Genomic DNA, 24,858 nt, shown 5'->3' with positions numbered 1-24,858 from the left:
TTCACATTAACTCTAGTGTTGCCTATGCTACTCTCATTCTCGGCTGTCACGACAACCATTAGCCGTTACTGGCGCTGGTGTGTAGCATTGCTATTGGCCATCCTGTGGATTCTGCTCACCCCCACGGGGGCGATCGCCGAAGATTACACGAAAGAAGCCCTGATCAATATGGATTTTTCCGGGCGGGATCTGCGGGGGTCGGAATTCACAAAAGCCAACCTCTTCCACAGTAACCTCAGCCACACCAATCTTCAGGGGGTAAGCTTCTTTGGTGCCAACATGGAAACGGCTAACCTTGAAGGTGCCGATTTACGCTACGCCACATTGGACACCGCACGGCTGACCAAGGCCAATCTCACCAATGCCATCCTTGAAGGTGCCTTTGCCTTTAATACCAACTTTGACGATGCCATTATCACCGGTGCTGACTTTACCGATGTGGAACTGCGGGAAGACGCCCAACGCAAGCTCTGCAAGGTTGCCAGTGGCACTAATCCTGTGACGGGGCGCAAAACATGGGAAACGCTCCACTGTGAAGACTTTGCCACTTAATCCGTCTGCGTTTGCTCAGGATGATCCCCACGATTGTCCGTAGAACACGCTGCGCGATCGCCCGTGTCGGGAATTCTGATAAAGTATTACAAAAGTTAAGATTTATGACTAGAGTTTTTCATGAACGTTTTTATTGTTGGCGGTACGGGTACCCTAGGGCGGCAAATTGTGCGCCGCGCTTTAGATGAAGGACATCAGGTCTATTGTTTTGTCCGCAGTCCAGCCAAAGCCACGTTTCTGCGGGAATGGGGCGCCACCATTCTGCAGGGAAACCTCTGTGCTGCTGACAGTATTCTTGAGGCATTGCAGTACGCCAAGGCCTCAGTGGTCATTGATGCCTCTGCCACTCGCCCCACCGATACCCTAACCATCGAAGCAGTGGATTGGCAAGGCAAAGTCAACTTGATTCAGGCTGCCCAAGCTGCTGATATTGAGCACCTGATCTTTTTCTCGATTATGGGAGCGCAGGACTATCCCCACGTGCCCCTGATGCAAATCAAACACTGTACCGAAGACTTCTTGCGCGAATCAGGGCTAAACTACACGATCCTGCGTCCCTGTGGCTTCTTTCAGGGCTTGATTGGCCAATATGCGATCCCGATTCTGGAAAATCAATCCATTTGGGTTTTGGGAGAGTCCACCGCCATTGCCTACATGGATACTCAGGACGTGGCCAAATTTGCCGTGCGTGCCATTGATCGGCCTGCCACCTATGGCAAAACCTTTGATCTAGCGGGCACCCGCGCTTGGACAGCCGATGAAATTATTAAGCTATGTGAAAATCTCTCAGGGCAGGAGGCAAAAATTACTCGCTTGCCCATTGGGGTTTTGCGAGCCGCACGGCAGGCCACCCAGTGGTTTCAGTGGACATGGAACATTAGCGATCGCCTTGCCTTTACGGAAGTGATTGCCAGTGGTCAAGTCTTCAATGCCCCGATGGAGGAAGTCTATCGCACCTTTGACCTCGATCCCAGCGAAACCCTGACCCTTGAGGCCTATTTACAGGACTATTTCACCCGAATTCTGCGTAAACTCAAAGAATTGGATTACGAAAAAGCCAAACAGAAAAAATCTGGACGCAAAAAACGCAGTCCCTTTAAGTCCACCCCCTAGGAGTTGCTGTGAAGGCGGGGATCATCTACAACGAAGGCAAACCCCTTGCGGTCGAATTGGCTACCCATGTCCGTCAAATCTTAGAGCTTCAGGGCTGGGAAGTGCACATGGCCACGGGGATTGGTGGCATTCTTGGCTATTCCCGTCCCGATAGTCCCGTCTGCCATACCCCCATTGATCAACTGGTGCCCCCCGGCTTTGATGCTTCCATGGCCTTTGCGGTTGTTCTTGGCGGCGATGGCACTGTGCTTTCTGCCTTTCGCCAGTTGGCTCCCTGTGAGATTCCGCTGCTCACCATCAACACCGGCCACTTGGGCTTTCTCACCGAGGGCTATGTCGCCGATTTAGAACCTGCCCTTGATCAAGTGCTGCGCGGCGACTACACGATTGAAGATCGCACGATGCTCACGGTTCAAGTTCTCCGCGATCAAACCGTTATTTGGGAAGCCCTCTCCCTCAATGAAATGGTGATCCACAAAGAACCCCTGACGGGAATGTGCCACTTTGAAGTGGATGTGGGTGCCCATGCCCGCGTGGATATTGCTGCTGATGGCTTGATTCTCTCCACCCCCACCGGTTCTACGGCCTATGCCCTCTCGGCGGGTGGCCCTGTGATTACCCCCGGTGTGGCGGCTTTACAATTGGTGCCCATTTGTCCCCACTCTTTAGCCTCCCGTGCCCTTGTCTTTGCCAACAGCGAACCGGTGTGGATCTATCCGGCGAACCCCTTCAAGCACCTCATTCTGGTGGTGGATGGCAATGCGGGCTGCTACATTCAGCCGGAGGATCAAGTTTTTGTACAACGTGCCCCCTACCGTGCCCGCTTCATTCGCCTGCGTGCGCCAGAATTCTTCCATGTGCTGCGGCAAAAACTGGGCTGGGGACTGCCCCATGTGGCCAAACCACGCCCCAAGAATAGTCAAGAATAGTCCAAATCCCTGGGGCAAATGGTCTCGAAGGAACCCCCGATGACGACAGCAGCCGAACGGATTCAACAACTGCGGCACCTGCTTCAGCGGGCGAGCTACGCCTACTATGCCCTCGATCAGCCGATCATGGAAGATGAAGTCTATGACCAGCTCTATCGCGAACTGCAGGAACTCGAAGCGGCTCATCCTGAGTACATCACCCCCGACAGCCCTACCCAGCGGGTCGGCGAAGCTCCCGTCAGTCAATTTGAGAGTGTCAGCCATCGCATTCCCCTCTATAGCCTCGAAAATGCCTTTACCTTTGCCGATATGGTGGCGTGGCAGGAACGCTGGCAGCGCTATTGGCGTAGCCTACGGCGAGAGGAGCCAATTCCCCCGACGGAATATGTCTGCGAACTCAAAATGGATGGCGTGGCCCTTGCTTTGACCTATGAAAACGGGTTATTGGTGCGGGGGGCAACTCGGGGCGATGGCCAACGCGGTGAGGATATTACCAGCAATGTGCGCACGATTCGCACCATTCCCCTGCGGCTAGCCATCGAGAACCCACCCCCAATCGTTGAAGTTCGTGGGGAAGCTTTTTTGCCTTTGGCGCGATTCCATCAACTCAACCAAGAACGCCAAGCCCAAGGAGAAGCTCCCTTTGCTAATCCCCGTAATGCCGCCGCCGGTACTCTCCGTCAACTGGATCCGCGCATTGTTGCCCAACGCCAACTGGACTTCTTTGCCTATGCGCTGCATTTACCTGAAGGGGGTAGCGTTCCTTGGGATGAGAACCAAGCAGGGGAACCCCAATCGCAGCGGCAAGTGCTCAATGCGCTGCAACGCCTTGGCTTTCGGGTCAATCCCCACAATGCCGACTGCCCTGACCTAGAGGCGGTGAAAGCCTACTACGACCACTGGCAAACCGCCCGCCACCAACTGCCTTATCTGACCGATGGCATTGTGGTCAAGCTCAATGATTTAACGCTGCAACAGACCCTTGGGTTTACGCAAAAGTTTCCCCGCGGCTGTGTTGCTTGGAAGTACGAACCAGAGCAGGCCATTACTGATGTGGTGGCCATTACCATTCAAGTGGGACGCACGGGTGCGCTCACCCCAGTCGCTGAACTGGTGCCAGTGCAATTAGCGGGTACCACGGTATCACGGGCAACGCTGCACAATGCAGACTACATTGCCGAATTGGATTTGCACATTGGCGATAAGGTGGTGATCCACAAAGCCGGCGAAATCATTCCAGAGATTGTGCGGGTCTTTCCCGAATTGCGATCGCCAACGGCTCAACCCTTTACGATGCCCACCGTGTGTCCTGAATGTCATCAGCCGGTGGTGCGCCCTGCCAACGAAGCGGTGAGTCGCTGTGTCAATCCGCGGTGTCCGGCGATCGTGCGCGGCCAAATCCTCCACTGGGCAAGTCGGGATGCCTTGGATATTCAAGGGTTAGGGGAAAAGCTAGTACAGCAATTGGTGGCCAAGGAGTTGGTGCACACCCCGGCAAATCTCTATCGCCTGACGGCAGCACAACTGTTGCGCCTCGAGCGCATGGGTCAAAAGTCCGCTGCTAAATTGTTGCAGGCGATCGCTGACTCGAAAGAACAACCGTGGCCACGGGTGCTCTATGGCCTAGGCATCCGCCATGTGGGGAGTGTCAATGCCCAAGTGCTTGCCGATCAATTCAAGTCTGTTGAGGAGCTGGCCGCTGCTACCGTCGCCGATCTGTGTGGGGTCTATGGCATTGGTGAGGAAATTGCCCAAGCGGTTCACGAGTGGTTCCAAGACCCAGCGCACCAAACCCTCATTGCTGATCTCAAAGCCTTGGGGCTACAACTGGCGGCGGCGATCGCCACTGCACCAACGACTGGACAATCCCTTGCGGGCAAACGTTTTGTGATTACAGGCACCCTGCCCAGCCTCACCCGTGAAGCAGCCAAAACGCTGATCCAGCAACATGGCGGTCAAGTGAGTGAGAGTGTCAGTCGGCAAACGGATTATCTAGTGGTGGGCGAAAAAGCGGGGAGTAAACTGCGACGCGCTCAAGAATTGGGCATCCCCTGCATCAATGAAACAGAACTTATAGAAATGTGTCGTTAGACAAAAAATCAGTGGGAGTGCGGAGCCACGACCCTGAAAAATCTTTTAGCCTAAAAAGTGTGGCTGCTCAGTACCTAACGTTCAAGCACAATAGGGGGCAATTCGCTGATCTATGGTTTCTGTCACGCCGTCTCAACCTGCTGGGAGTGCCAATGCTATGACCCGTGCTCAGGACTATCAGCATCAGTTACACCAAACTCATCCGATGCGCACCAATCACTATAGCTTGCGGGACTATCTGCAATTTGATCGCCAACGGGGCAGCATTACCGACTGGTATGATCAGCGGATCGCTCTAGCGACAGAAGACTTTGTCATTGGCCTAGTGGAAGGTCTCGAAGAGGAAGTTGGCCCTGCCTCTGCCCTCGTCATGTACAAAATTGGCGAAGAGTGGGGCAAACGCGATGCGGTTGTCTTTAAGCAACACTTTGAGCAGGAGTACCAGCGCGAACTACGCAAGGCCACCTTGACATTTATCCTCGAGGCTTGGTGGTGGCCCTTGACAACCCTAGGCTGGGGCAACTGGGAAGTGGATCTCACGGAGCAAAAGAATGGTTTTATGTTCATCAATATCTTTGACTCCGTGGTGGCGCGCACCCTTGGGGATGTGGGTAAGCCCGTCTGCTACATCTATGCCGGTCTGTTTGCGGGCTTCTTTACGGGATTGATTCAAAAGCCCCTGAGTTGTATCGAGTTGCAGTGCTATGCCATGGGGGAAACCTACTGTAAGTTTCTCGTTGGTAAACAGGATCGCATTGATGCTGCTGCCTTCTGGCAAAACGAAGGGGCTACGGCACGGGATATTGAAAAACGCCTGCGCCAAGGGGAGTTGGTGAAACGATAAGCCACAAGCGAGTGTGTTCATTTATTTTCTAGCGAGGGTTGCCCTATGTTCCGTCAGTTGAATCACTTAACTGTTGTTGCCGATGGTCGCTATGCCCGGGCCGAGGAATTAGATTTTCTGCGGGAGTACTTGGCCTCGGTGGAGAGTCGCATCAGTGCCTACGAAAAAATCCGCACTGAGGCGGAAATGATGGTGGATAAAATTCAATCCATGCAAAAGGCAGAAAATCCCCGCTGCTTCCATTTCATCAATGGCGATCGCTCAGAAATTTGCCGTCGTGATTTAGTGGATACCATTCGTCTGTGTGCCTCGGCCATGCTTTTTGCGGAGTTGGACTTGCTGCGGGATAATTTCTTACTTTGGTACCGCACCATTGTCAAATCCTTTAACTACGAAGCAACTGCCTCCTCCACCTATGGCAAGTACCTGCCGAATATGATAAAGCAACTGCTCACGCCCGAAGAACAACGGGTGATGCAGCCTGTCCTTGCCCTCGGCAGTTCAATTTTGTCAGAATAGAGTTGTTGTGGGGTGGGACTGATGCTGCGTCAACTAGAAAAACTCAGCCTTGAGGCCGATGGCCGCTATGCCAGTGCCAAGGAACTGGAATTTCTCAGAAATTATCTAGCGGCAGCGGAGCAGCGCATTCGTGCCTACGAAAAAATCCGCGATGCTGAAGAGAAAATCCTAGATCAGGTGGAGCAGCAACTGCGCGCCAAAAGTCCCCATATTTTCCGTAAGGGCAATCACGACTATTCCGCCGTGTGTCGGCGCGATCGCAAGCATGTACTACGCCTAGCGGCAGCGGCGATGTTATTTGCCGATTTGGATGCCCTGCGGGATGGCTTCTTGCTGTGGTACCGCACGATCATTAAGGCCTTCAAGGATGAGAAGGTGGCACAAGTAACGTACCAAGTCCTGCCCCAAGTGGTCAATCAAGTGCTCTCGGGTGAGGAAACACCGTTAATGCAGCCTGTGATGGCACTGACCCAGTCCATCCTAGGGGAATAGACTCACCCCACTCAGCAGTGTGGCAAAAATGCGCTAGCCTAGAAGCACCGATTGCACGGGGCAATTTATCACTCCTGCGATCGCCTTTGGCGTACCATTGGTATTCGCCGCTATAGTATTACTAAGATTCATTGGGATACACAAAGGCATGACCATATCGGCGCAATTGCTGCAACGGGCAGATTTGATCGGTACACAGGTAATTACCCGTGATACTGGTCGGAAGTTAGGCGTCATTAATCAAGTTTGGGTCGATATTGACCAGCGGCAAGTGGTGGCCTTGGGGGTACGCAATACCCTCTTTACAGGGGAGCAACGCTACATTCTTCTCGACAGTATTCGCCAAATTGGCGATGTCATTCTCGTTGAGCACGATGATGATGTCACCGAAGCTCTCAATACCTACAACTACAGCACACTGATTGATAGTGAGATTGTCACCGAAACCGGCGAAGTGCTGGGTAAGGTACGGGGCTTTAAGTTTGATCCTGAAACGGGCGACATTACGGATTTGATTTTAGCTTCCATTGGCTTGCCTTGGATTCCGGCGCAACTGATTAGCACCTACGAGTTGCCCATTGAGGAAATTGTCAGCACCGGCCCTGATCGCATTATTGTCTTTGAAGGGGCAGAAACCCGCCTGCGGCAATTAACAGTGGGTCTCTTAGAACGGGTCGGCTTGGGGGCACCCCCTTGGGAAAGCGACGAGGACGAGTACTATCAGCCCGTTACGCCGAGCAGTAATCAATTGCCCTCCGGAGCGCGATCGCCCGTCTATCCCCCCCAACGCAGCCGCAGTGATTACGAAGCCGATTGGGAAACCGCTCCCCGGCGTCGGCGTCGCCAGCCTGAGTATGTGGAGTATGAGGAGGAGTATGAGTATGAAGAGCGTCCCCGCTCGCGTCAAGTTAAACCTCCAGCTCAAGCCATGCCCGTAGAACTGCCGGAATCGGAACCCACTGCCGATCCTTGGGAAGAGCAACAACCGATTCGCCTTGAGCAGCGGCAGAAGCAAGAGGAATACGATCACGAATAGTCGGGAATAGTCCACGATGGCCTATGTCCCACTGGCCACGGTACTTCAGCAATGGCAGCAGGCTCCTGAATGGCAGCAGCCGCAGCGGTTCTTGCGTCTCTTGGAGCAGTGGCCGCAGCTCGTGGGGGCGGTCGTCGCTGAGCACGCTGTTCCTGTGGAACTCACCAGTCAAGGGGTTTTACATGTGGCCGTTGCCAGTAGTACTTGGGCGCACCATCTGATGTTCTCGCGATCGCCCCTCATGGTCAAAATTCAGCAGACCCTTGGCATTGTCCTCAGCGATATTCGCTTTTCCAATCGGGACTGGCACCCCCAACGCTCGGCGATCGCTAGCCATGAGGCCTTACCGAAAGTCGGGCATCTTCCCAATGTGACACCTGCCGCCACTCCCCAAGAGGCTTTTCAACGATGGCAAGCCCAAGTGCGTCAGCGATCGCGAGACTATCCCCTCTGCCCCCGCTGTCAGTGCCCTACACCCATCAAAGAATTGCAGCGCTGGGGACTCTGTGGCCTGTGTTATATGCGGCCAGCCTAGATGCCAGAGCCGTTGAGAAACTCCTCAATGGGGCGATCGCTGAGGCGGCAGGCTTGACCTTGGGAGGCTTGCAAATGTCCTTGCGCCAGAGCAGGCACCTTTTCCTGCTGTTGCAGTGTTTGCACCTGTTTCTCTAGGAGTTCAATGCGATCCAAGAGATAGCGAATTGCTTCGGCCTCAGAGTCTGGCAGTTGACCGTGTTCCAAGGGGGCAATTTTGGCACCTGCACGATAGACAATTCGCCCGGGAATCCCCACCACGGTACAATCCGAGGGCACATCCCGCAGCACCACAGACCCCGCGCCAATGCGCACATTGTCCCCAATCGTGAGGTTGCCCAACACCTTTGCCCCAGCACCGACAACCACATTTTCACCGAGGGTAGGGTGCCGCTTTCCCGTTTCTTTACCGGTACCGCCGAGGGTCACTCCCTGATAAATCAAACAGTAATTGCCCACAATCGCAGTCTCGCCAATGACGACCCCCATGCCGTGATCAATGAAAACGCCCTTGCCAATCGTGGCGCCGGGGTGAATTTCAATCCCCGTCAGCAGGCGAGCAATGTGAGAAATAAAGCGGGGGATAAAGGGAATACCCCGCCGCCAAAGCCAGTGGCTCAACCGATGGAGAACAATGGCCTGAAGTCCGGGATAGCAAAAAACAACCTCTAACCAATTGCGGGCAGCGGGATCCCGCTCAAAGATAATTTGGAAATCTGCTTTGAGGGTGCTGAGCACACGCGGCTCCTTGGCAGTGATGCAACCTAAACAGCAGTTTTGATCTTAGCGGATTTTGCCAAGGTCTAAGAGGCTTCAGGAGGCCACCAAAGGGGACGGTTGGGATCGCCGAGTGCGCTGTAGGCCATATTCGAGGGCTTCGGCAACCGCTTGGTAGGAGGCTTCAATGATATTGGCAGAGACACCCACTGTTGCCCAGCGATCGCGCCCATTACTGGATTCCACCAGCACCCGTGTTTTGGCTGCCGTGCCGGCATGGCCATCTAAAATCCGCACCTTGTAGTCCGTGAGGTGAAACTCGGCAATCTCTGGATAGAAGGACATCAAGGCCTTGCGCAGCGCCTGATCCAATGCCGAGACAGGACCATTGCCCTCTGCCGCCGTGAGCATCTCCTCCCCATTGACTTCAACTTTGACCGTGGCCAGAGACTGGCTGCGAATCGTGGCCTCCAGTTGACGTGAATCGGTGCGGCAAAAGACATCAAAGCCCTTGAGGGTAAAGGGTCGCTGGCGTTGCCCTAGAACCTCCTGAATCAGGAGTTCAAAACTCGCTTCCGCCGCTTCAAATTGATAGCCTTCGCTTTCGAGATGCTTAATCCGCTCCAAAATTGTCCGACTCAGGGGATGCTGCCGATCCAACTCAAAGCCAAGTTCACTGGTTTTCGCCAAAATATTGCTGATGCCCGCCTGCTCAGAAATAATAATGCGCCGTTGATTGCCCACCCAATGCGGCTCAATATGCTCGTAGGTACGGGGGTTGCGCTGCACGGCACTGACGTGAATTCCCCCCTTATGGGCAAAGGCCGACAGCCCCACGTAGGGCGCGTGATCATCGGGGGCAAGGTTGACAATTTCACTCACGTGGCGGCTCACTTCTGTGAGGGTTGCCAACTGCTCTGGGGTGACACAGTCATAGCCCAGTTTCAATTGCAGATTGGGAATCAGGGTGCACAGATTGGCATTGCCGCAGCGTTCGCCATAGCCATTGATCGTTCCCTGCACCATTCGCACCCCCGCTTGAACCGCCGCAAGGGCATTGGCTACGGCTGTGCCAGCATCGTTGTGGGTGTGAATGCCCAAGCAGTCCAAGGCACCAAAATGCGCCACCACCTCGGCGACCACTGCCTGAATTTGATGGGGCAGACAACCGCCATTGGTATCGCAGAGAACTAACCAATCGGCACCCGCCGCTAAAGCGGTTTCAAGGGTTTGTAGCGCATAGTCGGGGTTGGCAAAGTAACCGTCAAACCAATGTTCGGCATCGTAGATCACCCGTCGCCCATGGGATTTCAGGAACTGAATGGAATCGGCAATCATGGCGCAGTTTTCGGCCAAGGTGGTCTTGAGGCCGTCGGTGACATGCAGATCCCAAGATTTGCCAAAGAGTGTCACCCAACGGGTACCGGCCGCTAGAATCGGCTCAAACATTGGCTCTTCTGCGGCCTTGCGGCCGGGGCGACGAGTAGCACAAAAAGCAACGATTTCTGCCTGTTGGAGGGGCGTTTCCTGCAACTGCCAAAAAAACTGTACGTCCTTGGGATTGGCGCCCGGCCAGCCCCCCTCAATAAAAGGAATCCCTAGGCGATCCAGTTGACGAGCAATCCGCAGTTTATCTTCGAGGGAGAGGGAAAGACCTTCCCGCTGGGCACCATCACGCAGGGTGGTATCGTACAGCCAAATTTTCACTGTGCTGACTCTCCCTTGGGACGCTCATAGTCATTGGCGTAGGCTTGCAGCAAAGAACTGACTTGGGAAAAGACCTCTTTGCCGGAGGTTTTGCCGATGGCCGATCGCTCCGGATGAAATTGTGGCCGTGCCATGCTGCGGTTAATGGCCTCTTGGACTTGGGCGCGAATCAGATCCATGAGTTCCTCTTCAGCCCGCTGGCGTTGATACTGTGCGCCCTCTTCGGTTGTGGCGTAGAGCGGGGGAAGGCGGTTGAGGGCGTAGGCGGCAATATCTCCCAAATCAAGGGCGCATTCTTGCTCTGCTTCAATGGCGGCAATGCGGGTAATTGCCTCGGTGAGCACCAATTCTTCCATAACGTTGATAAATTGCTTGCGGGGAACCGCCACCACTTGCCCCGTCAAGAGAGCACCCATAAGGCGATCCAACGCCATATAGTCTTCCACGGAGAGTTCGGTGGCTTTGTCGCAAATGCGTCCGACTTCTGCCTCCTGCGTTGGTGTGAGATAACCATTGCGCAGTGCTTGTTCAACAATCTCTTGAATCCCCATACGTGTTTCCGCTGTAATTGCTGTAGGGGCACTCCCCCACTCAAATTTAGTATATGCCGAGGAACTGCCAAGGGCAGGGGCAATTTTGCACTGTAGGTAGTCCATATTTTAGAAAAAGGCGGTAACGCTAAGATAACGATGAGAACTGTTGCAAAGAACTGCCAAATCCTACGAAATCTTCATACCTGTATAGCCAAGTGGTAAAATTGTCGTAGGAAATAATTAAAGGCTAGCAGTCGCCCACATCATTCTCATTTCTTCTTCTGTTGCAGCCTATGGTTGTTTGGTTGTCATCTTTTTTACATACCGTAGAGCCATTACTAGTACCAATTTGTTTTTGTGTTGCTTGGCTGCTGCTGGCAATCATGGCGTGGAATGTGTGGCAATTCACCCAAGAAGGGCTGGCGATCGCCCGCCGCTTACATCAAATTCCCTGTTCTCGCTGTCGTTTCTTTTCAGGAGACTATCGCCTCAAGTGTTCACTACATCCCGATTGGGCAGCAACGGAAGCCGCCATTCAATGTCCCGATTATCATTTTGAATAGAGGACTGAGAGACCGAATTTATTCCTACAGGGAGTTGGAAGAGGGGTCACCTTGTTACCACAGTATCCACAATTGGTCATCTCCACAGAGGCCAGCACCTATATCGTCCCTCTTACCCAAGGCAATTCATGGGTGATTGGTCGAGGTAAAGACTGCACAATTGTTTTAGCGGATCGCTGGTCTTCCCGTCGCCATGCCATGATTCAGCGTCTGGATAATGACGATTATTATCTCATTGATTTGGGGAGTCGTAATGGCTGTGTGCTAAATGGTCAAATGATTCAGGTGCCGACGCTCCTCAAAACGGGCGATCGCTTTATTATCGGCAAAACAACCCTTGAATTTCGTACCGATGAGGCTGTCTCCACCACCCCGCCGGATGCTCCTCTTGCCCTTCAACCCACCATTCTCATCATTCAACCCCCCGGCATTCAAGTACAAATTTGGCAAGAATTGCTGCGTAGTCAGGGGTTAGAAGTTATCGTTGAATCGGGGCAAATCAATAGCCGCCGCATCATTAGTGATTTTGTGACCGTGATGCAGCGCAACCCTGACCTGTTGCTCCTTGATTCGCAACTGGAAACCCCGGATATTGGTAACCTTTTGAATTGGATCAAGGCAACCTATCCCAAGCTGCGCAGTTTCATTATTGACCGCTACGACAACCACATTTCCCCCATGCAGCGACAATGGGCAGTAGAACATGGGGCAATTGATTGGCTGCCCGCACTGCCCGATGAAAATCTCACCATGTTTGGGGCAGAAATTGCGGCTCAATTACGGCGCATTCTCAAGGCCTTGGGACGCAACAAACTAGAGCAAGACAAGCTTGCAGTGGCTCTCTTGAATCTGCAATTGGCGACCAATGATGATTTGCCCTCCCAGTTGCTCAGTGAGTATGTCAATCGTCCGCCCTTTTCCCCTGAATAGTTGGCAGTTGATCCACCTGAAAATACTGGTGAAAGCGCTCAGTGACTTGGAGGATGTAGGAGCGACTTTGGCTATCCCGCCGCCGCTGAATAAACCCAAGGGTGAGGAGTTCTTGAATGTGTTGGTAGGCACTGGATCCCCGCAGTTCAATCACCTCTGCTTGGCGCATGGGGCCACGAAAAGCAATCAGGGCTAATGTGCGCTGTGCCGCAACCCCCAATTCAACGGGGACAAGGGACTGAACCAATTCTTGAAAGGCAGGCTTGAGTTGCAGGCTGTATCTATCGTCAATTTGGACAATTTCAAGGGCCGTTTGGCGATGGGCATAGTCGTTGAGTAGCTCAATCAGTGCCAGTTCAACGGCCTCAGGAGCAGTGGCGGCGAGGGTTGCTAGTTCAGCAAGGGTGAGGGGCTGCGCCTTCAGGTAGAGAATGGCCTCCACCCGCATCGTTAATGTACGCAGGTCAGTGTCCCTTTGCATAGCTATTGCCAGCGGAACAGGGCAGCTCCCCAAGTTAACCCCGCACCAAAGCCAGCGGTGGCAATTAAGTCTCCGGGTTGAATATGCCCCTGTTGAATCGGAGCCGTCAGAGCAAGGGGAATCGAGGCGGCGGAGGTATTACCATACTGACCCACATTGCTAATCACCTTTTCCTGAGGAATGCCCAAACGCTGGGCAACCGCGTCAAGAATGCGTTGATTGGCCTGATGCAACACCAGCCAGTCAATGTCTTCAACCGTACACCCCGCGCGGTGCAGGGCTTTCTCAATGACTTCAGGGACTTGGGTGACGGCAAAGCGATAAACTTCACGGCCATTCATGGCAATGGGAGCAAATCCCCCTTGGGCGATCGCCAGCTGCTCCCCTAGAGATTGAGGGGTTCCGGCAAAGGCAAGGGTGAGGTGCTCATTGAGACGGCCATCACTGCGCAGCTCAAAGCTCAAAAGCTGATCCACGTCACTCGCTTGCAACACCATTGCGCCGGCGCCATCGCCAAAGAGAATGCAGGTGCGGCGATCGCCCCAATCCACCCAGCGCGACAGAATATCACCACCAATGACCAAGGCACTGCGGTAGGCACCGGTGCGCAAATACTGAGCCGCCGTAACCAAGGCAAAAAGGAAGCCAGAACAGGCAGCCGTTAAGTCAAAAGCCACGGCATTTAGCGCACCAATGCGAGTTTGCACCAAGCAGGCGGTGCCAAAGAGATCATCGGGCGTAGAGGTAGCCAAGATGATTAAATCGACTGCTGTGGGTTCTAGGCCGGCCATCTGTAGGGCTGCGCCTGCCGCTTCGCTGGCCAAATCCACAAGGCGCTGGTCAGGAGCTGCCACGTGCCGTTCTTGAATGCCGGTACGGGATTGAATCCACTCATCAGACGTATCCACAAGGGCACTGAGGTGGGCATTGGTCAAGCATTGACGGGGGATTGCCGCGCCCACGCCGCTAAATTTAACGCCCTGCACAGCCACTAAGCCTGATCCTCAACGGCAACGGCATGCTGGTAACAAGCTTGAATCCGCTCTGAAACGCGATGATCCACCGCTTCTTTGGCCAAGCGAATGGCATTAAAAATCGAAGGTGCTTGGGAACTGCCATGGCTAATGATGCAGATGCCATCCACGCCCAAGAGGAGGCCACCGCCATGTTCGGCATGATCAATGCGCTGTTTAATTTTGCGGAGATTGGGACGCAGCAGCGCCGTACCCAGTTGCCCGCGCCAGCCCCGAGGTAGCTCTTCGCGGAGAATTTGGACGAGGACACTACCCAAGGATTCAGCAAATTTAAGCAGAACATTGCCAACAAAGCCATCACAGACCACGACATCAAATTGTCCCGACAGGACATCGCGGCCTTCGGCATTGCCCAAAAAGGAGATTTGGCGATTTTGCCGCAGCAGTTGATGTGCCTTTAGGGCCAGATCATTGCCTTTGCAGTCCTCTTCGCCAATATTAAGCAAGCCCACCTTGGGATCTTCGACATCCAAGACGTACTGGCTGTAGATCGAACCCATGACCGCAAATTGCTCAAGGTATTTCGGGCGGCAGTCCACATTGGCACCGACATCGAGGACAAGAACGGATTTGCCGGGGATGAGGGTGGGTAAGACGGCACCAATGGCGGGGCGATCAATGCCAGGGAGTCGACCCAAGCGCAATAGCGCCGCAGCCATCGCTGCCCCTGAGTGACCAGCGGAAACAACCGCATCAGCCGCACCCGCTTTGACCAGATCCATCGCCACGTTAATTGAGGCCTTGGGTTTCTTTTTCAGGGCGGTCAGGGGTTCTTCCCCCATTTCCACAACATCACTCGCTTCGACAATTTGGGTCTTGGCTGTGGGGGCATGTTCATTGAGGTAGCGCTGAATGGGCACCGGATCACCCACAAGGAGGATATCGGCGTCTAATTCTTCACTGGCTCTGAGGGCACCGGCAACAATCTCATCGGGAGCATAGTCACCCCCCATGGCATCCACAGCAATCCGTGCACGAGTCATTGGCTGAACTCTTACGAGAAAATCCTTCAGAATTTTAGCAGATGACAGCCCTTTTCCTAAGAATGGCCAACAGCCAACACCGTCGGAATCAGTGTAGGACAGCCTTGGATGCAACCTCTAGGGATGGAACCCTAGATCAGTGCCTGTGCCGTTGTGGACATGGGCCAGTTGTGCATACTTACGGGCATGCTGACGTAGATCGGCGGCCTCAGTGTCACTCACTTCCCGCACCACCTTAGCGGGAATGCCCACAACCAAAGAGCGGGGGGGGACATCTTTGCTCACCACTGCCCCTGCACCGACAATACTGCCCGCTCCAACTCGAACGCCATTGAGAATCACGGCGCCAATGCCAATTAAGCAGCCATCTTCCACGGTTGCGCCATGAATCACCGCGCGATGCCCAACCGTCACCTCTTCCCCAAGGATCGTGGGTTGTCCCGGATCACCATGGAGGATGACGCCATCTTGAACATTGGTGTGGGCACCAATCTCGATGTACGCCACGTCACCGCGTAAAACAGCGCCATACCAAATGCTACAGCCTTCACCCAAGCGGACATCGCCAACAAGGGTGGCATTGGGGGCAATAAAGGCAGCGCGATCGCTGGCAACGGGGGGCCAAAAAGCACTAGGGGCAGTGATTACCATGGTTGATTCCAAGCATCAAAAAGCTAAACGACAGTTGCCAAATTGCGGGTAGGCCTGAAATGGGCTTACGGATTCGGGGTTGCTGGTGTCGTGGGTGCCGGTGAGGGTGTGACGGCTTCGGCGGTGGGGGGCACGGCTTCCTCGCGGGGGGGACGGCGTTCGGGCACTGGTAGATGGAAAAAGATCGCAGCCATGACGGCTAAGCTAGCAGCGCCAATCCCCAAGGGCATCAGTTGTTTGCGCAAAGGCACAGCAGGGGCGATCGCCTGCCGGGGGAGGGAATGGAATGTTGGTATCAGGGTAGGCAGTGTTTGGCTATCACTACAGAGTTGATCCAATGCCTCCACTAAATCCGCTAGCTGCAACCAAGTGAGCTGCACTTCTAGGGTTTCACCAGCGCCATTCTGGGCAGGGGTATCGGCATTTTCTGTAGGCGAGCCTTGCAATAGCTGGCGGGGAATATGCAGCACTACCTGATTAGAGGCCTGAATCTCGACCTGAATCGGGTACTGGGGCGATCGCCGTAACTTAACACCACTCAACCACGTTTGCGCTGCTGCAGGCACACTATTGAGCAATGCCACAAGGAATTCTTTCCCGCCCTTGACCCGCTGATTCTGGCCAATAATCTCCCACTCGCAGAGGGTGACAATATCCAACTGCTCTGCGCCGGCTTGACCACTCAGCCCTTCAATTCGCAGTGTGCAATTGGGCAATGAATACTGGCGTTGCAGCAGCATTAACTTACTTCCCCATCAAATAAACTAAACCAAAGGCGTTCCATGCCCTTTGTGCCTGCACAGAGCAGAAGTTGTGCCAACAGCTTTAGACCCAACTCATTGAGGGCTTGGTTATTTTTGTAGAGAAAGAGACCCGATCGCTGGAGGTTCATGCGTTTGCGAAAATGGCGGCGAAAGCGGTCTAAATACTCCGCCAAGGGGGCATAGGTTTCCGGGGGCAAATTTTGCGCCTGCAATTGATCCAACACCAAAAGTAAATGCCGCAGGATTGCCGTCTGCCGCCGCGCCACTTGCACAACCACTGCGGTGAGTGCCTTTGTTTCCGCTAAGGGCAAGGGGGTACGCTGGGTAATTTGGCGAAAGGGATTGGTGCAGCGAATTTGCCAAAATACGACCCGATTGGGGATCATCACTTGCAGTTGCAGATCTCGCAGCACTTGCAACATCAACTCAGAGGCATGCAAATCAACGCACTCTAGGGCAAGCAACAATAAGTCTAATTGCCAACGTGCCCGCCGAGGACACACACTCACCCCTTGGGGGTCGGGCAGTGCTGCCAACATCGGAGGTAATAGCTCAACTTCAGGGGATTCGATTGTTGCTGGCATTGAGTTTGCCGTTTCCATACTCTCTAGAGTGCTCACTATACAGCAATAATGACAGGACTCATGGTGAAATAGGCCTAAACGATCTTAGCCGTTTCTCCACTGACGACTGCCGCCTCTTTTTATATGTTGCCCACTGCGCTGATTTTTCGAAAAGCAGGCTAGACTTGAGGAGAACCACATGATTGTGAGGTTGCAATGAGTCAAGAGATTCCCCCCCCAGAAGCTTATGTGGTGCTTGGACTCGCTCATTGTTTTGTGCAGGTGGAGGGAAAACTCCAGCCCGTAGAGGTGATTGAGCCGATTCCCTCAGCGGCGTTGGAAGCCTTGCTCCATGGCTTGCCCACTTCTTATAGTGAAGCCCATGCCCTCACCTATGGTACAGCCCAAGATCCGCAGCAAGTGCAGCAGCAGTTTCCCCCCAGTGCCCATCTGTGTGATGACTATGGCGATCGCCTTGCAGCAGCCGCACGCACCTACATTGCCCGTCCCCAAAGTACCCGCCATATTCCCCTTGGCGAGACTTACCGCAACTTTAATACCTCCACAGAACGCAAACGGGTGCTCAACTCCGAGCGTATCGTTACCGCTGCCGACAATGTCAAACAACACGCCTACACCCACCAAGTCCTCTAACAAGTTGTCCTGATTCACGAAAGGAATGACCATGGTCAGTGAAGTGCAGCCCATCCCCGCAGCATCCCTTGACACGCCCCTAGAAAATGCGGTTGAGATTATTGAAACGGTGATTTCTAGTCTCCATCAGGGGGGCGCCCCCCTCGTTGGCCAAACGGACAGTGGCAAAATTTGGATGTTTCGCTATGGCAGTGCCGAGGTCTTTGTGCAGTTGAGTGGCCATACGGCGGAAGACTTTCTCACCATTTGGTCACCGGTACTGCCTCTGCCCGTAGCGGATGAATTGGCACTCTATCGTAAGCTCCTGACGTTGAACTGGCTCACCACCCTCGAGGCACACTTTGCCATTGCTGAAGACCAAGTCCAAGTCGTGGCTACCCGCACCCTAGGGGGGATTACTGCGGGTGAAATTTCCCGCCTAATTACGATTGTGGCGACACTCGCTGATGACTATGATGACGCCCTCAGGGCTGAGTTTAAGAGCTAATGAGGGCTTTCATATCCCGTACGGCTTGCACCATGCCCACAAGAACAGCGCGGCTGATAATCGTGTGGCCAATATTGAGTTCTTCAATGCCTTCAAGGCGGGCGATCGCCCCCACATTGGTGTAGGTCAGGCCATGGCCTGCATTCACCCGCAAGCCTAAGGATTTTGCTTGTTGGACACCATGAGCTAAAATTGCTAACTCTTGTTGTTGCGCCGCTTCCCCCTTGGCTTCGGCATAGCGACCAGTGTGCAGTTCAATAAATTGAGCCGTGGTTTTAGCGGCGGCTTCCAGTTGGGCCGGATCCGCGTCAATGAATAAACTCACAGGAATTCCTGCGCCTTGCAACGTTTGCACCACTTGGGTCAAGGGTTGCCGCTGACCCACCACATCTAGCCCCCCTTCGGTGGTGACTTCTTCGCGCCGCTCAGGTACCAACGTCACGTAATCTGGCCGAATGTCAAGGGCGATCGCCACCATTTCGGAAGTGGCAGCCATCTCTAGGTTCAAATGGGTGCGTACCGTTTGCCGCAGCAGGCGCACATCCCGCTCTTGAATATGGCGACGATCTTCCCGCAGATGTACGGTAATGCCATCAGCTCCCCCCAGTTCTGCCAAAACGGCTGCGGCTACGGGATCGGGTTCAACTGTGCGCCGCGCTTGGCGAATCGTTGCCACATGATCAATGTTGACCCCTAGGGTTGCCACTGCGATCGCTCCTTGTCGGAATAGAAGCCCAACCTTTCGGATAATACACCAAGGCAAGGTGCCATGTCGGTTGTCCGCGCTGGCCGTTTGCAACCTTTTGAGCCAGCCGATAGACTAACCCCCTAGGAGAGACAGGACAGTGGCTGATGACTTGGCGAGTACCCCGACGGCGGACTTTTGGCTGGTTTTATCCATGGCGAGGCGTGGATTGGCTGCTGTTAGGGGCTGTTTGGGCAACCACGGTCATTGGGGCGGTCTTCATCCACAGTAGTCAACTACACCTAGAGGAAAACGATAGTCTCCAGCATTTATTGGTGGGGGGGATGGGTACGATGCTTGCCCTGATCCTTGCCCGCGTTCCGGAATCGGTCTTTATGGGCAGTCATTGGGTCATCTACGGCCTGAGCTGTGCCCTGCTGCTAGCGGTTGATCTCGTGGGGGTCGAGGCCAAGGGAGCAGAGCGCTGGTTGGCGATTGGCGGCTTTAACCTGCAACCCTCGGAGTTTGCCAAAATCTCCCTCATTCTTACCCAAGCGGCGCTGTTGCACCGCATTTCAGGCCACTCTCTGAAGGGCATTCTCAGTGTCTTTGCAGCCACCGCCCCCCCCTTTTTCCTAGTTTTGACGCAGCCGGATTTGGGCACGTCTCTTGTTTTCATTGCCATTACATTGACAATGCTCTACTGGGCGAATACCCCCGGCAGCTGGATTGTCTTGATGCTTTCCCCTTTGGTGGCAGCGATTCTCGTTGCCCTGCCTCTGCCCTACCAACTGAACCTGATCCTCTGGTTGGTGTGGACACTGGCGATGGCCGTCGTCGCTTGGCGGAGCTTGCCCTTGGGCTGGGTCGGTGGCTTGGGGGGGCTGGTGCTCAATCTCGGGGGGGCTGGCTTGGGGCAGCTGCTTTGGAGCGTGCTCAAGGACTATCAAAAAACCCGTATTCTCATGTTTCTTGACCCCGACAAGGATCCCCTTGGGGCTGGCTACCACTTGATTCAATCGCGGATTGCCATTGGTGCTGGTGGGCTATGGGGGCGGGGCATTTTTCAAGGCACCCAGACCCAGTTGGGATTTATTCCCGAACAGCATACAGACTTTATTTTTTCAGCGATCGCTGAGGAGACGGGCTTCATTGGCAGTTTAGTTCTCCTATGCCTTTTTTGGTTAATCGGTTTGCGCTTATTGCAAATTGCCAATAGTGCCGGTCATGACTTTGGCTCGTTGCTGGCGATCGGTCTATTTGCCATGATCCTGTTTCAAGTGGTGGTGAATATTGGCATGACCATTGGTCTGCTCCCCGTGACAGGAATGCCGTTACCGCTGGTGAGTTATGGCCGCTCAGCCCTGCTGGCGACCTATCTTGGCTTAGGGATGGTGCTCTCCGTGGCGAATCATCGCCCGCGATCGCGCTACTAACCGAGGCGCTAGCGTCCTAGTTTATTCGGAATGCCCTCACAGCCACCGGGAATCGTTTCACGGGAACGGCTACCACTCCAAGCACAGCAATAGTAGCGTTGTTCTTCGGAGAGGTTCTTGACATTGGTAAAGTTGACATCCTCGACCACTGCACCTGTCTGCGCCCCAGTGCGAAAGTTGGGAGGATGCAGGCGATCGCGGGGGCTGGCCTGATCAGCGGTGCCATAAAAGAAGCGAACCCGACTGAGATCGGCATTGGTGAAATCCGCCCCCTGCAAAATTGCCCCTGCTAGGTTGGCTCGTGTCAAATTACAGTTGCGAAAGAGGGTGCCTGTGAGATTGGCATCACTCAATTCGGTCCAGCGCAAATCGGTACCACTGAGATCAGCGCCCGCTAGCATGCTGCCAAGGTTAATCACCCGCACACCATACTCAATGTCTTCCTCATAGCCACCCAGCCCATCAAAAATCGCCCGTCCCAGTCGGCGATCGCGCTTCAGCGGCGAGAGTAACTTTGCGCCTGACAAAAAGCGAATGATTTTGGCCTTGCCTTCGGCATCGAGCCCCCCCAAGATGGCAGCAGTGCGTCCCTCGGCGATCGCCCGCTCCGGCGGCCAATCCTCCAATAATCCCTCATCGTCAAGAATGAGATCGGCAATCCCTTGGAAATAACTGTCAATCGTTTGCTGTTGGGTAATGCGGTTTTGTTGCGTCGTCAAATCCCGCGAGATCACGTATTGTCGCCAAGCCACATAGGCGGCCAAGAGCGCCACCAAAATCTGTCCCAAAGCACCGAAGCCCTCCGCCAGTGCCCCCACCGCATCCCAATTCGTACCTTGAAAGCGTCCTCGAATCCAGTCCATGGCGCCAGTCATGGCAATGAGTGCCACCACCGTCAAACTCAGGCCCAGTGAGGCCAAAATGAACTGCCGTTGCTGTTCCGTGAGATCTTCAGTAAACCAGTGATAGGTCGAAGTCCAGACCAAGGGGAAACTCAGTCCCCCCAGCACCAAAGCAGCCACCACACCCACCGCATCCCAATCGAGTCCCCAAGCCAGCAAGACAGTGACCATGGCGATCGGCATCAACACCGAACGCAGAGACTGCCAACCCGTGCGCCAACGATTACGAGCGGCTAACACTTTACTGAGACGCAAAGCAGCCGCCGTTTGGTTGTCACGGAGGGTCATTTTGTCTTCGCCCATCAGGATTTGGCCTACAGTTCAGGAATTAACCCAATCATAATCAGATTTTTCTTCGTTACATCCATAGAAAGTTCCCCTTCTCCCCTTAGAGAAGGCTGTACAATAATTCATAAAGTTTTCAGAAAACGTTTTGGGAGGTTATGGGTATGGATTGGCGTGTCCTGATTGTCCTGTTACCTGTCCTACTGGCTGCGGGTTGGGCAGTTCGTAACATTCTGCCCTATGCTGTCAAGCAGTTTCAAAAGCTCCTGCAAAAAGCCAAAGCAGCCTAGGACATTGATACGGCTGTATCCTCTGTGGAATTGTTGGGCAAGCGCTCCCCAAGGAACCAGACCGAGTGTGATCTTGGTTTTACTTTGGGGAGACTTTTTTATAATAGGAAGTATATTGTTAACTTTTGTAAATTAGCTTTCAGGTTACTGCCATGCCTTCCCTCGAACAGCTTGCCCATCAACTGGAAAGTCCCAATTCCCGCGATCGCCTGCTGGCGCTAGCCGCGCTACGGGATGTCCCCTCTGCGGATGCCGTACCCCTGATTAAAAAAGTCCTTTGGGACGAAAATCTACAGATTCGCTCAATGGCTGTGTTTGCCCTTGGGGTTAAATCCACACCGGAGTGCTTTGACATTCTGGTGCAGTTGCTCGAGAGTGAACCGGATTATGGTATTCGTGCCGATGCTGCGGGTGCCTTGGGCTATCTCGAAGATGGGCGTGCCTTTGAACCGCTAGTGCGCGCCTTTTATGAAGACACCGATTGGTTAGTGCGCTTTAGTGCTGCTGTGGCGCTGGGCAATCTTAAGGATCCCCGCGCGGTGGATGTATTGCGCTCGGCGCTGAAAAGTCAGGAAGTCGTGATGCTCCAAGGGGCGATCGCCGCTCTGGGGGAAATTGGCGATCCCAGTGTTGTCGAAGATATTTTGCCCTTTGTGACCACAGAGGATTGGTTGGTACGGCAACGGCTCGCTGAAGCTCTGGGCAATCTCCCTAGCCCGAAAACCCAAGCCGCTTTGGAATACCTCGCTAAAGATGAGCATCCCCATGTGGCGACGGCAGCCCAGATTTCTTTGCAACGCTTGCAAGAGCGACTTTCCTCCGAAGTTCAGGGCCCTGGCAATTGAGATCAAACTTTTTTGCCCACTGCGGTTTCTGCCACAACTCTCTAAACTGGAAAGAAAGGCGCGGCATCCGCAGTAACCTATCTCTATGTCTATCCGAATTAAATTTCTTCCTTACCTCGTGGCAGTGCTGGTCGGGGTGGTGGGTGCGATTATTCTTTCACAACTACATTTTGCGCTCTGGTGGGAGCCAGACCTGCTGACCCAACCGCCCCCCATTGTCGAGGCAGAACCAGAAACCACTACTGTTCAGCCCTTACCCCCTCCCCAAACGCCAGCCAACCCGCAACCGAATGGGCTACGCATCAGTAATCAAACGGCCTTTCCGGTGCGCGTGGTGTTGCTCGCTGCCAGCGATCGCGCCCATCCTAATGAAGGAGCAGTTCACTGGGATTTTGCCCCCATGGAGGGCAGTATTAAGGGATTACTATTAACGCTGCCAGAGGGCAAGCTGGCACTTCAGTCAGGGGATATTGTCCTTGCTTTCACGCTGGATGGCTCCAAACGCTACTGGGGACCCTATGTGATTGGTGAAAATAGCGAACTTCAGCGCGATCGCCAGACCCAAGAGTGGCAACTCACCCTCCGCCCCTAGCAGCAGGAAAACCAGAGGCAGAGGGCATCCCTTTTGTGATTGCTGTTTGAGTGTGGTTCTAGGGTGCTGCCTTAGCCATGGGTTTAGCCGCAGGGTGATGATTTTCTTGGGAGGTGGGGCGGGGTTGAATCACCCCATAGCCCCCATGATTGCGTTCATAGACCACGTTAATTTCTCCCGTATCGCGATTGCGGAAGACATAGAAGTCGTGATCCACCATTTCTAGGTGCTCAAGGGCTTCTTGGATACTCATGGGGGGCATGGCAAAGTATTTCATGCGCACGACTTGTTCGGGCAGTTGGGGGGTGCGATCGCCCACTAAGTCGGTCACCACTGCGGGCTCCACCACACTATTGGTGTCTTTAGCGCGGGACTTGTCTTGGCGTTTTTCTTTGAGTTTACGGAGTTTGCGCGCAATTTTGTCGGCAACGAGATCAATACTGGCGTAGAGATTTTCACTGCTTTCTTCGGCGCGAATGATGGAGCCATTGACAAAGAGGGTCACTTCAGCAGTTTGTTTGGGAGCGGTGCTACGGTTACGGGCAACGGAAAGATGCACATCAACTTCATTAATCACATTTTGGAAATGATGGGTGGCTCGCTCAATTTTTTGGTTCACATAGCTGCGAATGCCATCCGTAATATCAATGTTTTTACCATGAATCACTAGCCTCATAGGGTTGCCTCCCCTGAGCAAAACAGATACATCTAAGGCTGATCTACTTCCACCCTAACATCTCCGTATCGGCGATTACAGGGTGTGCTGCCGCTCTTCACCTTTATTCGTGTTCTGTGATAATTCTTATCCTCTAGCTCTTGACAATCTGGCACCCCCTATGAAAACTGCCCTTGGTTGGCATTGTGCCTTGGGGATCATTCCCTACCGCGATGCTTGGCGCTGGCAACAGCAACTGGTGGCTGAGCGCTGCCACAATCCCACTGCCCGAGATGTCCTGCTCACTTTGGAGCATCCCCCCATCTACACCCTTGGTCAAGGGGCAACCACCGCCCACCTTCACTTTGATCCTGTGGCTACTGGCATTGAGGTCTTGCGCATTGAGCGCGGAGGCGATGTCACCTACCACTGCCCCGGCCAATTGGTGGCTTACCCGATTTTGAATTTACGCCGCCACCGCTGCGATTTGCATTGGTATCTCCACCAGTTGGAGGAAGTTGTGATTCAAACCCTAGGGCACTATGGCATTAAAGGGGAGCGCGTTGCTGGCCTTACAGGTGTTTGGGTAGAGGGGTACAAGGTGGCCGCAATTGGGATCAAGGTGACCCGCTGGATTACCTTCCACGGCATTGCCCTCAATGTGGTGAACGATCTAAAGGGCTTTGGGCGCATTGTCCCCTGTGGCATTGGCGATCGCCCCGTCGGGAACCTACGGCAGTTTTGTGCCAACATTACCCTAGAGGAGGTGCGCCAGCAGTTTGTGACGGCCTTTGGCCGTGTTTTTGCCCTCGAATTTGCCCCCAAAGCCCTTGCCGATCTCCTGATCCCCATCTCTAGTTGACAAACTTTAATCTTTATTTCAGGAATCGGCTGTTATGAATTGGCAACTTTCGGGGCACAATTTAAGTCTAAGTAGATTAGGATACAGGCCAACTCCCTCTCACCTGCTAGGCTAACGCTATAGGAACCT

30 protein-coding genes are annotated in these 24,858 nt (G+C 53.9%); 18 read left to right on the top strand and 12 right to left on the bottom strand.

Annotated elements, in window-relative coordinates; translation table 11 throughout:
• Positions 1-24: 24 nt before the first annotated feature.
• The 9 genes from RHH53_RS05675 (at position 25) to RHH53_RS05635 (ending at position 8,111) form a co-directional block, all read left to right on the top strand.
• Positions 25-552: a pentapeptide repeat-containing protein gene (locus tag RHH53_RS05675; RefSeq protein WP_225901668.1), complete on the top strand. Its 528-nt coding sequence runs from the start codon at positions 25-27 to the stop codon at positions 550-552.
• Positions 553-672: 120 nt separating this feature from the next.
• Positions 673-1,665: an NAD(P)H-binding protein gene (locus RHH53_RS05670; RefSeq protein WP_149817603.1), complete on the top strand. Its 993-nt coding sequence runs from the start codon at positions 673-675 to the stop codon at positions 1,663-1,665.
• 8 nt (positions 1,666-1,673) lie between these two features.
• Positions 1,674-2,594, top strand: coding sequence for an NAD(+) kinase (locus RHH53_RS05665; protein ID WP_206201433.1), 921 nt, complete (start codon positions 1,674-1,676; stop codon positions 2,592-2,594).
• 18 nt (positions 2,595-2,612) lie between these two features.
• Entirely contained in the window at positions 2,613-4,685 is a 2,073-nt protein-coding gene (gene ligA / locus RHH53_RS05660) for an NAD-dependent DNA ligase LigA (RefSeq protein ID WP_315863521.1), read from the top strand.
• 157 nt (positions 4,686-4,842) lie between these two features.
• Positions 4,843-5,529 (top strand): V4R domain-containing protein, encoded by a 687-nt coding sequence (locus tag RHH53_RS05655; RefSeq protein WP_302679065.1) that lies wholly within the window; start codon positions 4,843-4,845, stop codon positions 5,527-5,529.
• A gap of 45 nt (positions 5,530-5,574) precedes the next feature.
• Entirely contained in the window at positions 5,575-6,048 is a 474-nt protein-coding gene (locus RHH53_RS05650; protein ID WP_310744211.1) for an allophycocyanin, read from the top strand.
• 21 nt (positions 6,049-6,069) lie between these two features.
• On the top strand, positions 6,070-6,540 hold the full coding sequence (locus tag RHH53_RS05645; protein ID WP_302676525.1) for an allophycocyanin: 471 nt from the start codon (positions 6,070-6,072) through the stop codon (positions 6,538-6,540).
• 148 nt (positions 6,541-6,688) lie between these two features.
• Positions 6,689-7,576, top strand: a complete 888-nt coding sequence (locus RHH53_RS05640; RefSeq protein ID WP_297050936.1) for a PRC-barrel domain-containing protein — start codon at positions 6,689-6,691, stop codon at positions 7,574-7,576.
• 16 nt (positions 7,577-7,592) lie between these two features.
• Positions 7,593-8,111: a DUF721 domain-containing protein gene (locus RHH53_RS05635; RefSeq protein WP_302679064.1), complete on the top strand. Its 519-nt coding sequence runs from the start codon at positions 7,593-7,595 to the stop codon at positions 8,109-8,111.
• Here the strand turns inward: RHH53_RS05635 and cysE are convergent.
• From cysE to RHH53_RS05620, 3 genes are all read right to left on the bottom strand, one after another.
• On the bottom strand, positions 8,108-8,848 hold the full coding sequence (cysE, locus tag RHH53_RS05630; protein WP_149817618.1) for a serine O-acetyltransferase: 741 nt from the start codon (positions 8,846-8,848) through the stop codon (positions 8,108-8,110). The two genes, RHH53_RS05635 and cysE, sit on opposite strands and share 4 nt — an antisense overlap.
• Before the next feature lie 75 nt (positions 8,849-8,923).
• Positions 8,924-10,534, bottom strand: coding sequence for a citramalate synthase (cimA, locus tag RHH53_RS05625; RefSeq protein ID WP_206201427.1), 1,611 nt, complete (start codon positions 10,532-10,534; stop codon positions 8,924-8,926).
• Positions 10,531-11,085 carry a late competence development ComFB family protein gene (locus RHH53_RS05620; protein WP_206201625.1) on the bottom strand — a complete coding sequence of 185 codons (555 nt, stop codon included), beginning with the start codon at positions 11,083-11,085 and terminating at the stop codon, positions 10,531-10,533. Before RHH53_RS05620 ends, cimA begins: the two co-directional genes overlap by 4 nt.
• A 275-nt stretch (positions 11,086-11,360) precedes the next feature.
• Between RHH53_RS05620 and RHH53_RS05615 the strand changes: the two genes are divergently transcribed.
• Entirely contained in the window at positions 11,361-11,630 is a 270-nt protein-coding gene (locus RHH53_RS05615; RefSeq protein WP_302676528.1) for a hypothetical protein, read from the top strand.
• Between the two features lie 51 nt (positions 11,631-11,681).
• Positions 11,682-12,560, top strand: a complete 879-nt coding sequence (locus RHH53_RS05610; RefSeq protein WP_310438416.1) for an FHA domain-containing protein — start codon at positions 11,682-11,684, stop codon at positions 12,558-12,560.
• Here RHH53_RS05610 and scpB read toward each other — a convergent pair.
• From scpB to RHH53_RS05580, 6 genes are all read right to left on the bottom strand, one after another.
• Positions 12,532-13,041 (bottom strand): SMC-Scp complex subunit ScpB, encoded by a 510-nt coding sequence (scpB, locus tag RHH53_RS05605; protein WP_310438417.1) that lies wholly within the window; start codon positions 13,039-13,041, stop codon positions 12,532-12,534. The two genes, RHH53_RS05610 and scpB, sit on opposite strands and share 29 nt — an antisense overlap.
• Before the next feature lie 2 nt (positions 13,042-13,043).
• The gene (locus RHH53_RS05600) at positions 13,044-14,033 is read right to left on the bottom strand and encodes a beta-ketoacyl-ACP synthase III (protein ID WP_310438418.1); all 990 of its coding nucleotides are present in this window, start codon (positions 14,031-14,033) and stop codon (positions 13,044-13,046) included.
• A complete protein-coding gene (plsX, locus tag RHH53_RS05595) occupies positions 14,033-15,058 on the bottom strand; it encodes a phosphate acyltransferase PlsX (protein ID WP_206201423.1) in 1,026 nt (341 codons plus the stop codon). Before plsX ends, RHH53_RS05600 begins: the two co-directional genes overlap by 1 nt.
• 117 nt (positions 15,059-15,175) lie before the next feature.
• Positions 15,176-15,709, bottom strand: coding sequence for a gamma carbonic anhydrase family protein (locus RHH53_RS05590; RefSeq protein ID WP_310454311.1), 534 nt, complete (start codon positions 15,707-15,709; stop codon positions 15,176-15,178).
• 65 nt (positions 15,710-15,774) lie between these two features.
• Positions 15,775-16,449, bottom strand: a complete 675-nt coding sequence (locus RHH53_RS05585; RefSeq protein ID WP_206201421.1) for a DUF4335 domain-containing protein — start codon at positions 16,447-16,449, stop codon at positions 15,775-15,777.
• Complete coding sequence (locus tag RHH53_RS05580; protein WP_225901665.1) at positions 16,449-17,057, bottom strand: DUF3038 domain-containing protein; 609 nt, start codon at positions 17,055-17,057, stop codon at positions 16,449-16,451. Before RHH53_RS05580 ends, RHH53_RS05585 begins: the two co-directional genes overlap by 1 nt.
• 195 nt (positions 17,058-17,252) lie before the next feature.
• Between RHH53_RS05580 and RHH53_RS05575 the strand changes: the two genes are divergently transcribed.
• Positions 17,253-17,690 (top strand): hypothetical protein, encoded by a 438-nt coding sequence (locus RHH53_RS05575; protein WP_206201420.1) that lies wholly within the window; start codon positions 17,253-17,255, stop codon positions 17,688-17,690.
• A gap of 25 nt (positions 17,691-17,715) precedes the next feature.
• Positions 17,716-18,177: a YbjN domain-containing protein gene (locus RHH53_RS05570; RefSeq protein ID WP_206201419.1), complete on the top strand. Its 462-nt coding sequence runs from the start codon at positions 17,716-17,718 to the stop codon at positions 18,175-18,177.
• Here the strand turns inward: RHH53_RS05570 and RHH53_RS05565 are convergent.
• Positions 18,167-18,883 carry a pyridoxine 5'-phosphate synthase gene (locus RHH53_RS05565; protein WP_206201418.1) on the bottom strand — a complete coding sequence of 239 codons (717 nt, stop codon included), beginning with the start codon at positions 18,881-18,883 and terminating at the stop codon, positions 18,167-18,169. The genes RHH53_RS05570 and RHH53_RS05565 overlap by 11 nt on opposite strands.
• Positions 18,884-19,029: 146 nt before the next feature.
• On the opposite strand from RHH53_RS05565, the gene rodA reads away from it, so the two are divergent.
• Positions 19,030-20,298, top strand: a complete 1,269-nt coding sequence (gene rodA, locus RHH53_RS05560; RefSeq protein ID WP_206201417.1) for a rod shape-determining protein RodA — start codon at positions 19,030-19,032, stop codon at positions 20,296-20,298.
• 8 nt (positions 20,299-20,306) lie between these two features.
• On the opposite strand, the gene RHH53_RS05555 is transcribed toward rodA, so the two are convergent.
• Positions 20,307-21,503, bottom strand: coding sequence for a pentapeptide repeat-containing protein (locus RHH53_RS05555; protein ID WP_302676536.1), 1,197 nt, complete (start codon positions 21,501-21,503; stop codon positions 20,307-20,309).
• Positions 21,504-21,643: 140 nt separating this feature from the next.
• Between RHH53_RS05555 and RHH53_RS05550 the strand changes: the two genes are divergently transcribed.
• The 3 genes from RHH53_RS05550 to RHH53_RS05540 all read left to right on the top strand — a co-directional run bounded on the left by RHH53_RS05550 (position 21,644) and on the right by RHH53_RS05540 (position 23,212).
• Positions 21,644-21,775: a photosystem II protein Y gene (locus RHH53_RS05550; RefSeq protein ID WP_149817644.1), complete on the top strand. Its 132-nt coding sequence runs from the start codon at positions 21,644-21,646 to the stop codon at positions 21,773-21,775.
• Between the two features lie 152 nt (positions 21,776-21,927).
• Positions 21,928-22,620: a HEAT repeat domain-containing protein gene (locus RHH53_RS05545; RefSeq protein WP_206201415.1), complete on the top strand. Its 693-nt coding sequence runs from the start codon at positions 21,928-21,930 to the stop codon at positions 22,618-22,620.
• 85 nt (positions 22,621-22,705) lie between these two features.
• Positions 22,706-23,212, top strand: coding sequence for a hypothetical protein (locus tag RHH53_RS05540; RefSeq protein ID WP_310438419.1), 507 nt, complete (start codon positions 22,706-22,708; stop codon positions 23,210-23,212).
• A 58-nt stretch (positions 23,213-23,270) separates the two neighbouring features.
• Here the strand turns inward: RHH53_RS05540 and hpf are convergent, their stop codons facing one another.
• Positions 23,271-23,888: a ribosome hibernation-promoting factor, HPF/YfiA family gene (gene hpf, locus RHH53_RS05535; RefSeq protein WP_302679058.1), complete on the bottom strand. Its 618-nt coding sequence runs from the start codon at positions 23,886-23,888 to the stop codon at positions 23,271-23,273.
• 160 nt (positions 23,889-24,048) lie between these two features.
• Here hpf and lipB point away from each other — a divergent pair, with 160 nt between their 5' ends.
• The gene (gene lipB / locus RHH53_RS05530) at positions 24,049-24,729 is read left to right on the top strand and encodes a lipoyl(octanoyl) transferase LipB (protein WP_206201412.1); all 681 of its coding nucleotides are present in this window, start codon (positions 24,049-24,051) and stop codon (positions 24,727-24,729) included.
• The last annotated feature ends 129 nt before the right edge of the window (positions 24,730-24,858 follow it).

It is taken from the genome of Thermosynechococcus sp. PKX82 (assembly GCF_031583255.1).
GTDB lineage: Bacteria > Cyanobacteriota > Cyanobacteriia > Thermosynechococcales > Thermosynechococcaceae > Thermosynechococcus.
The sequence above is the reverse complement of the archived record's forward strand: the minus strand, read 5'-3'. Positions and strand labels throughout refer to the sequence as shown.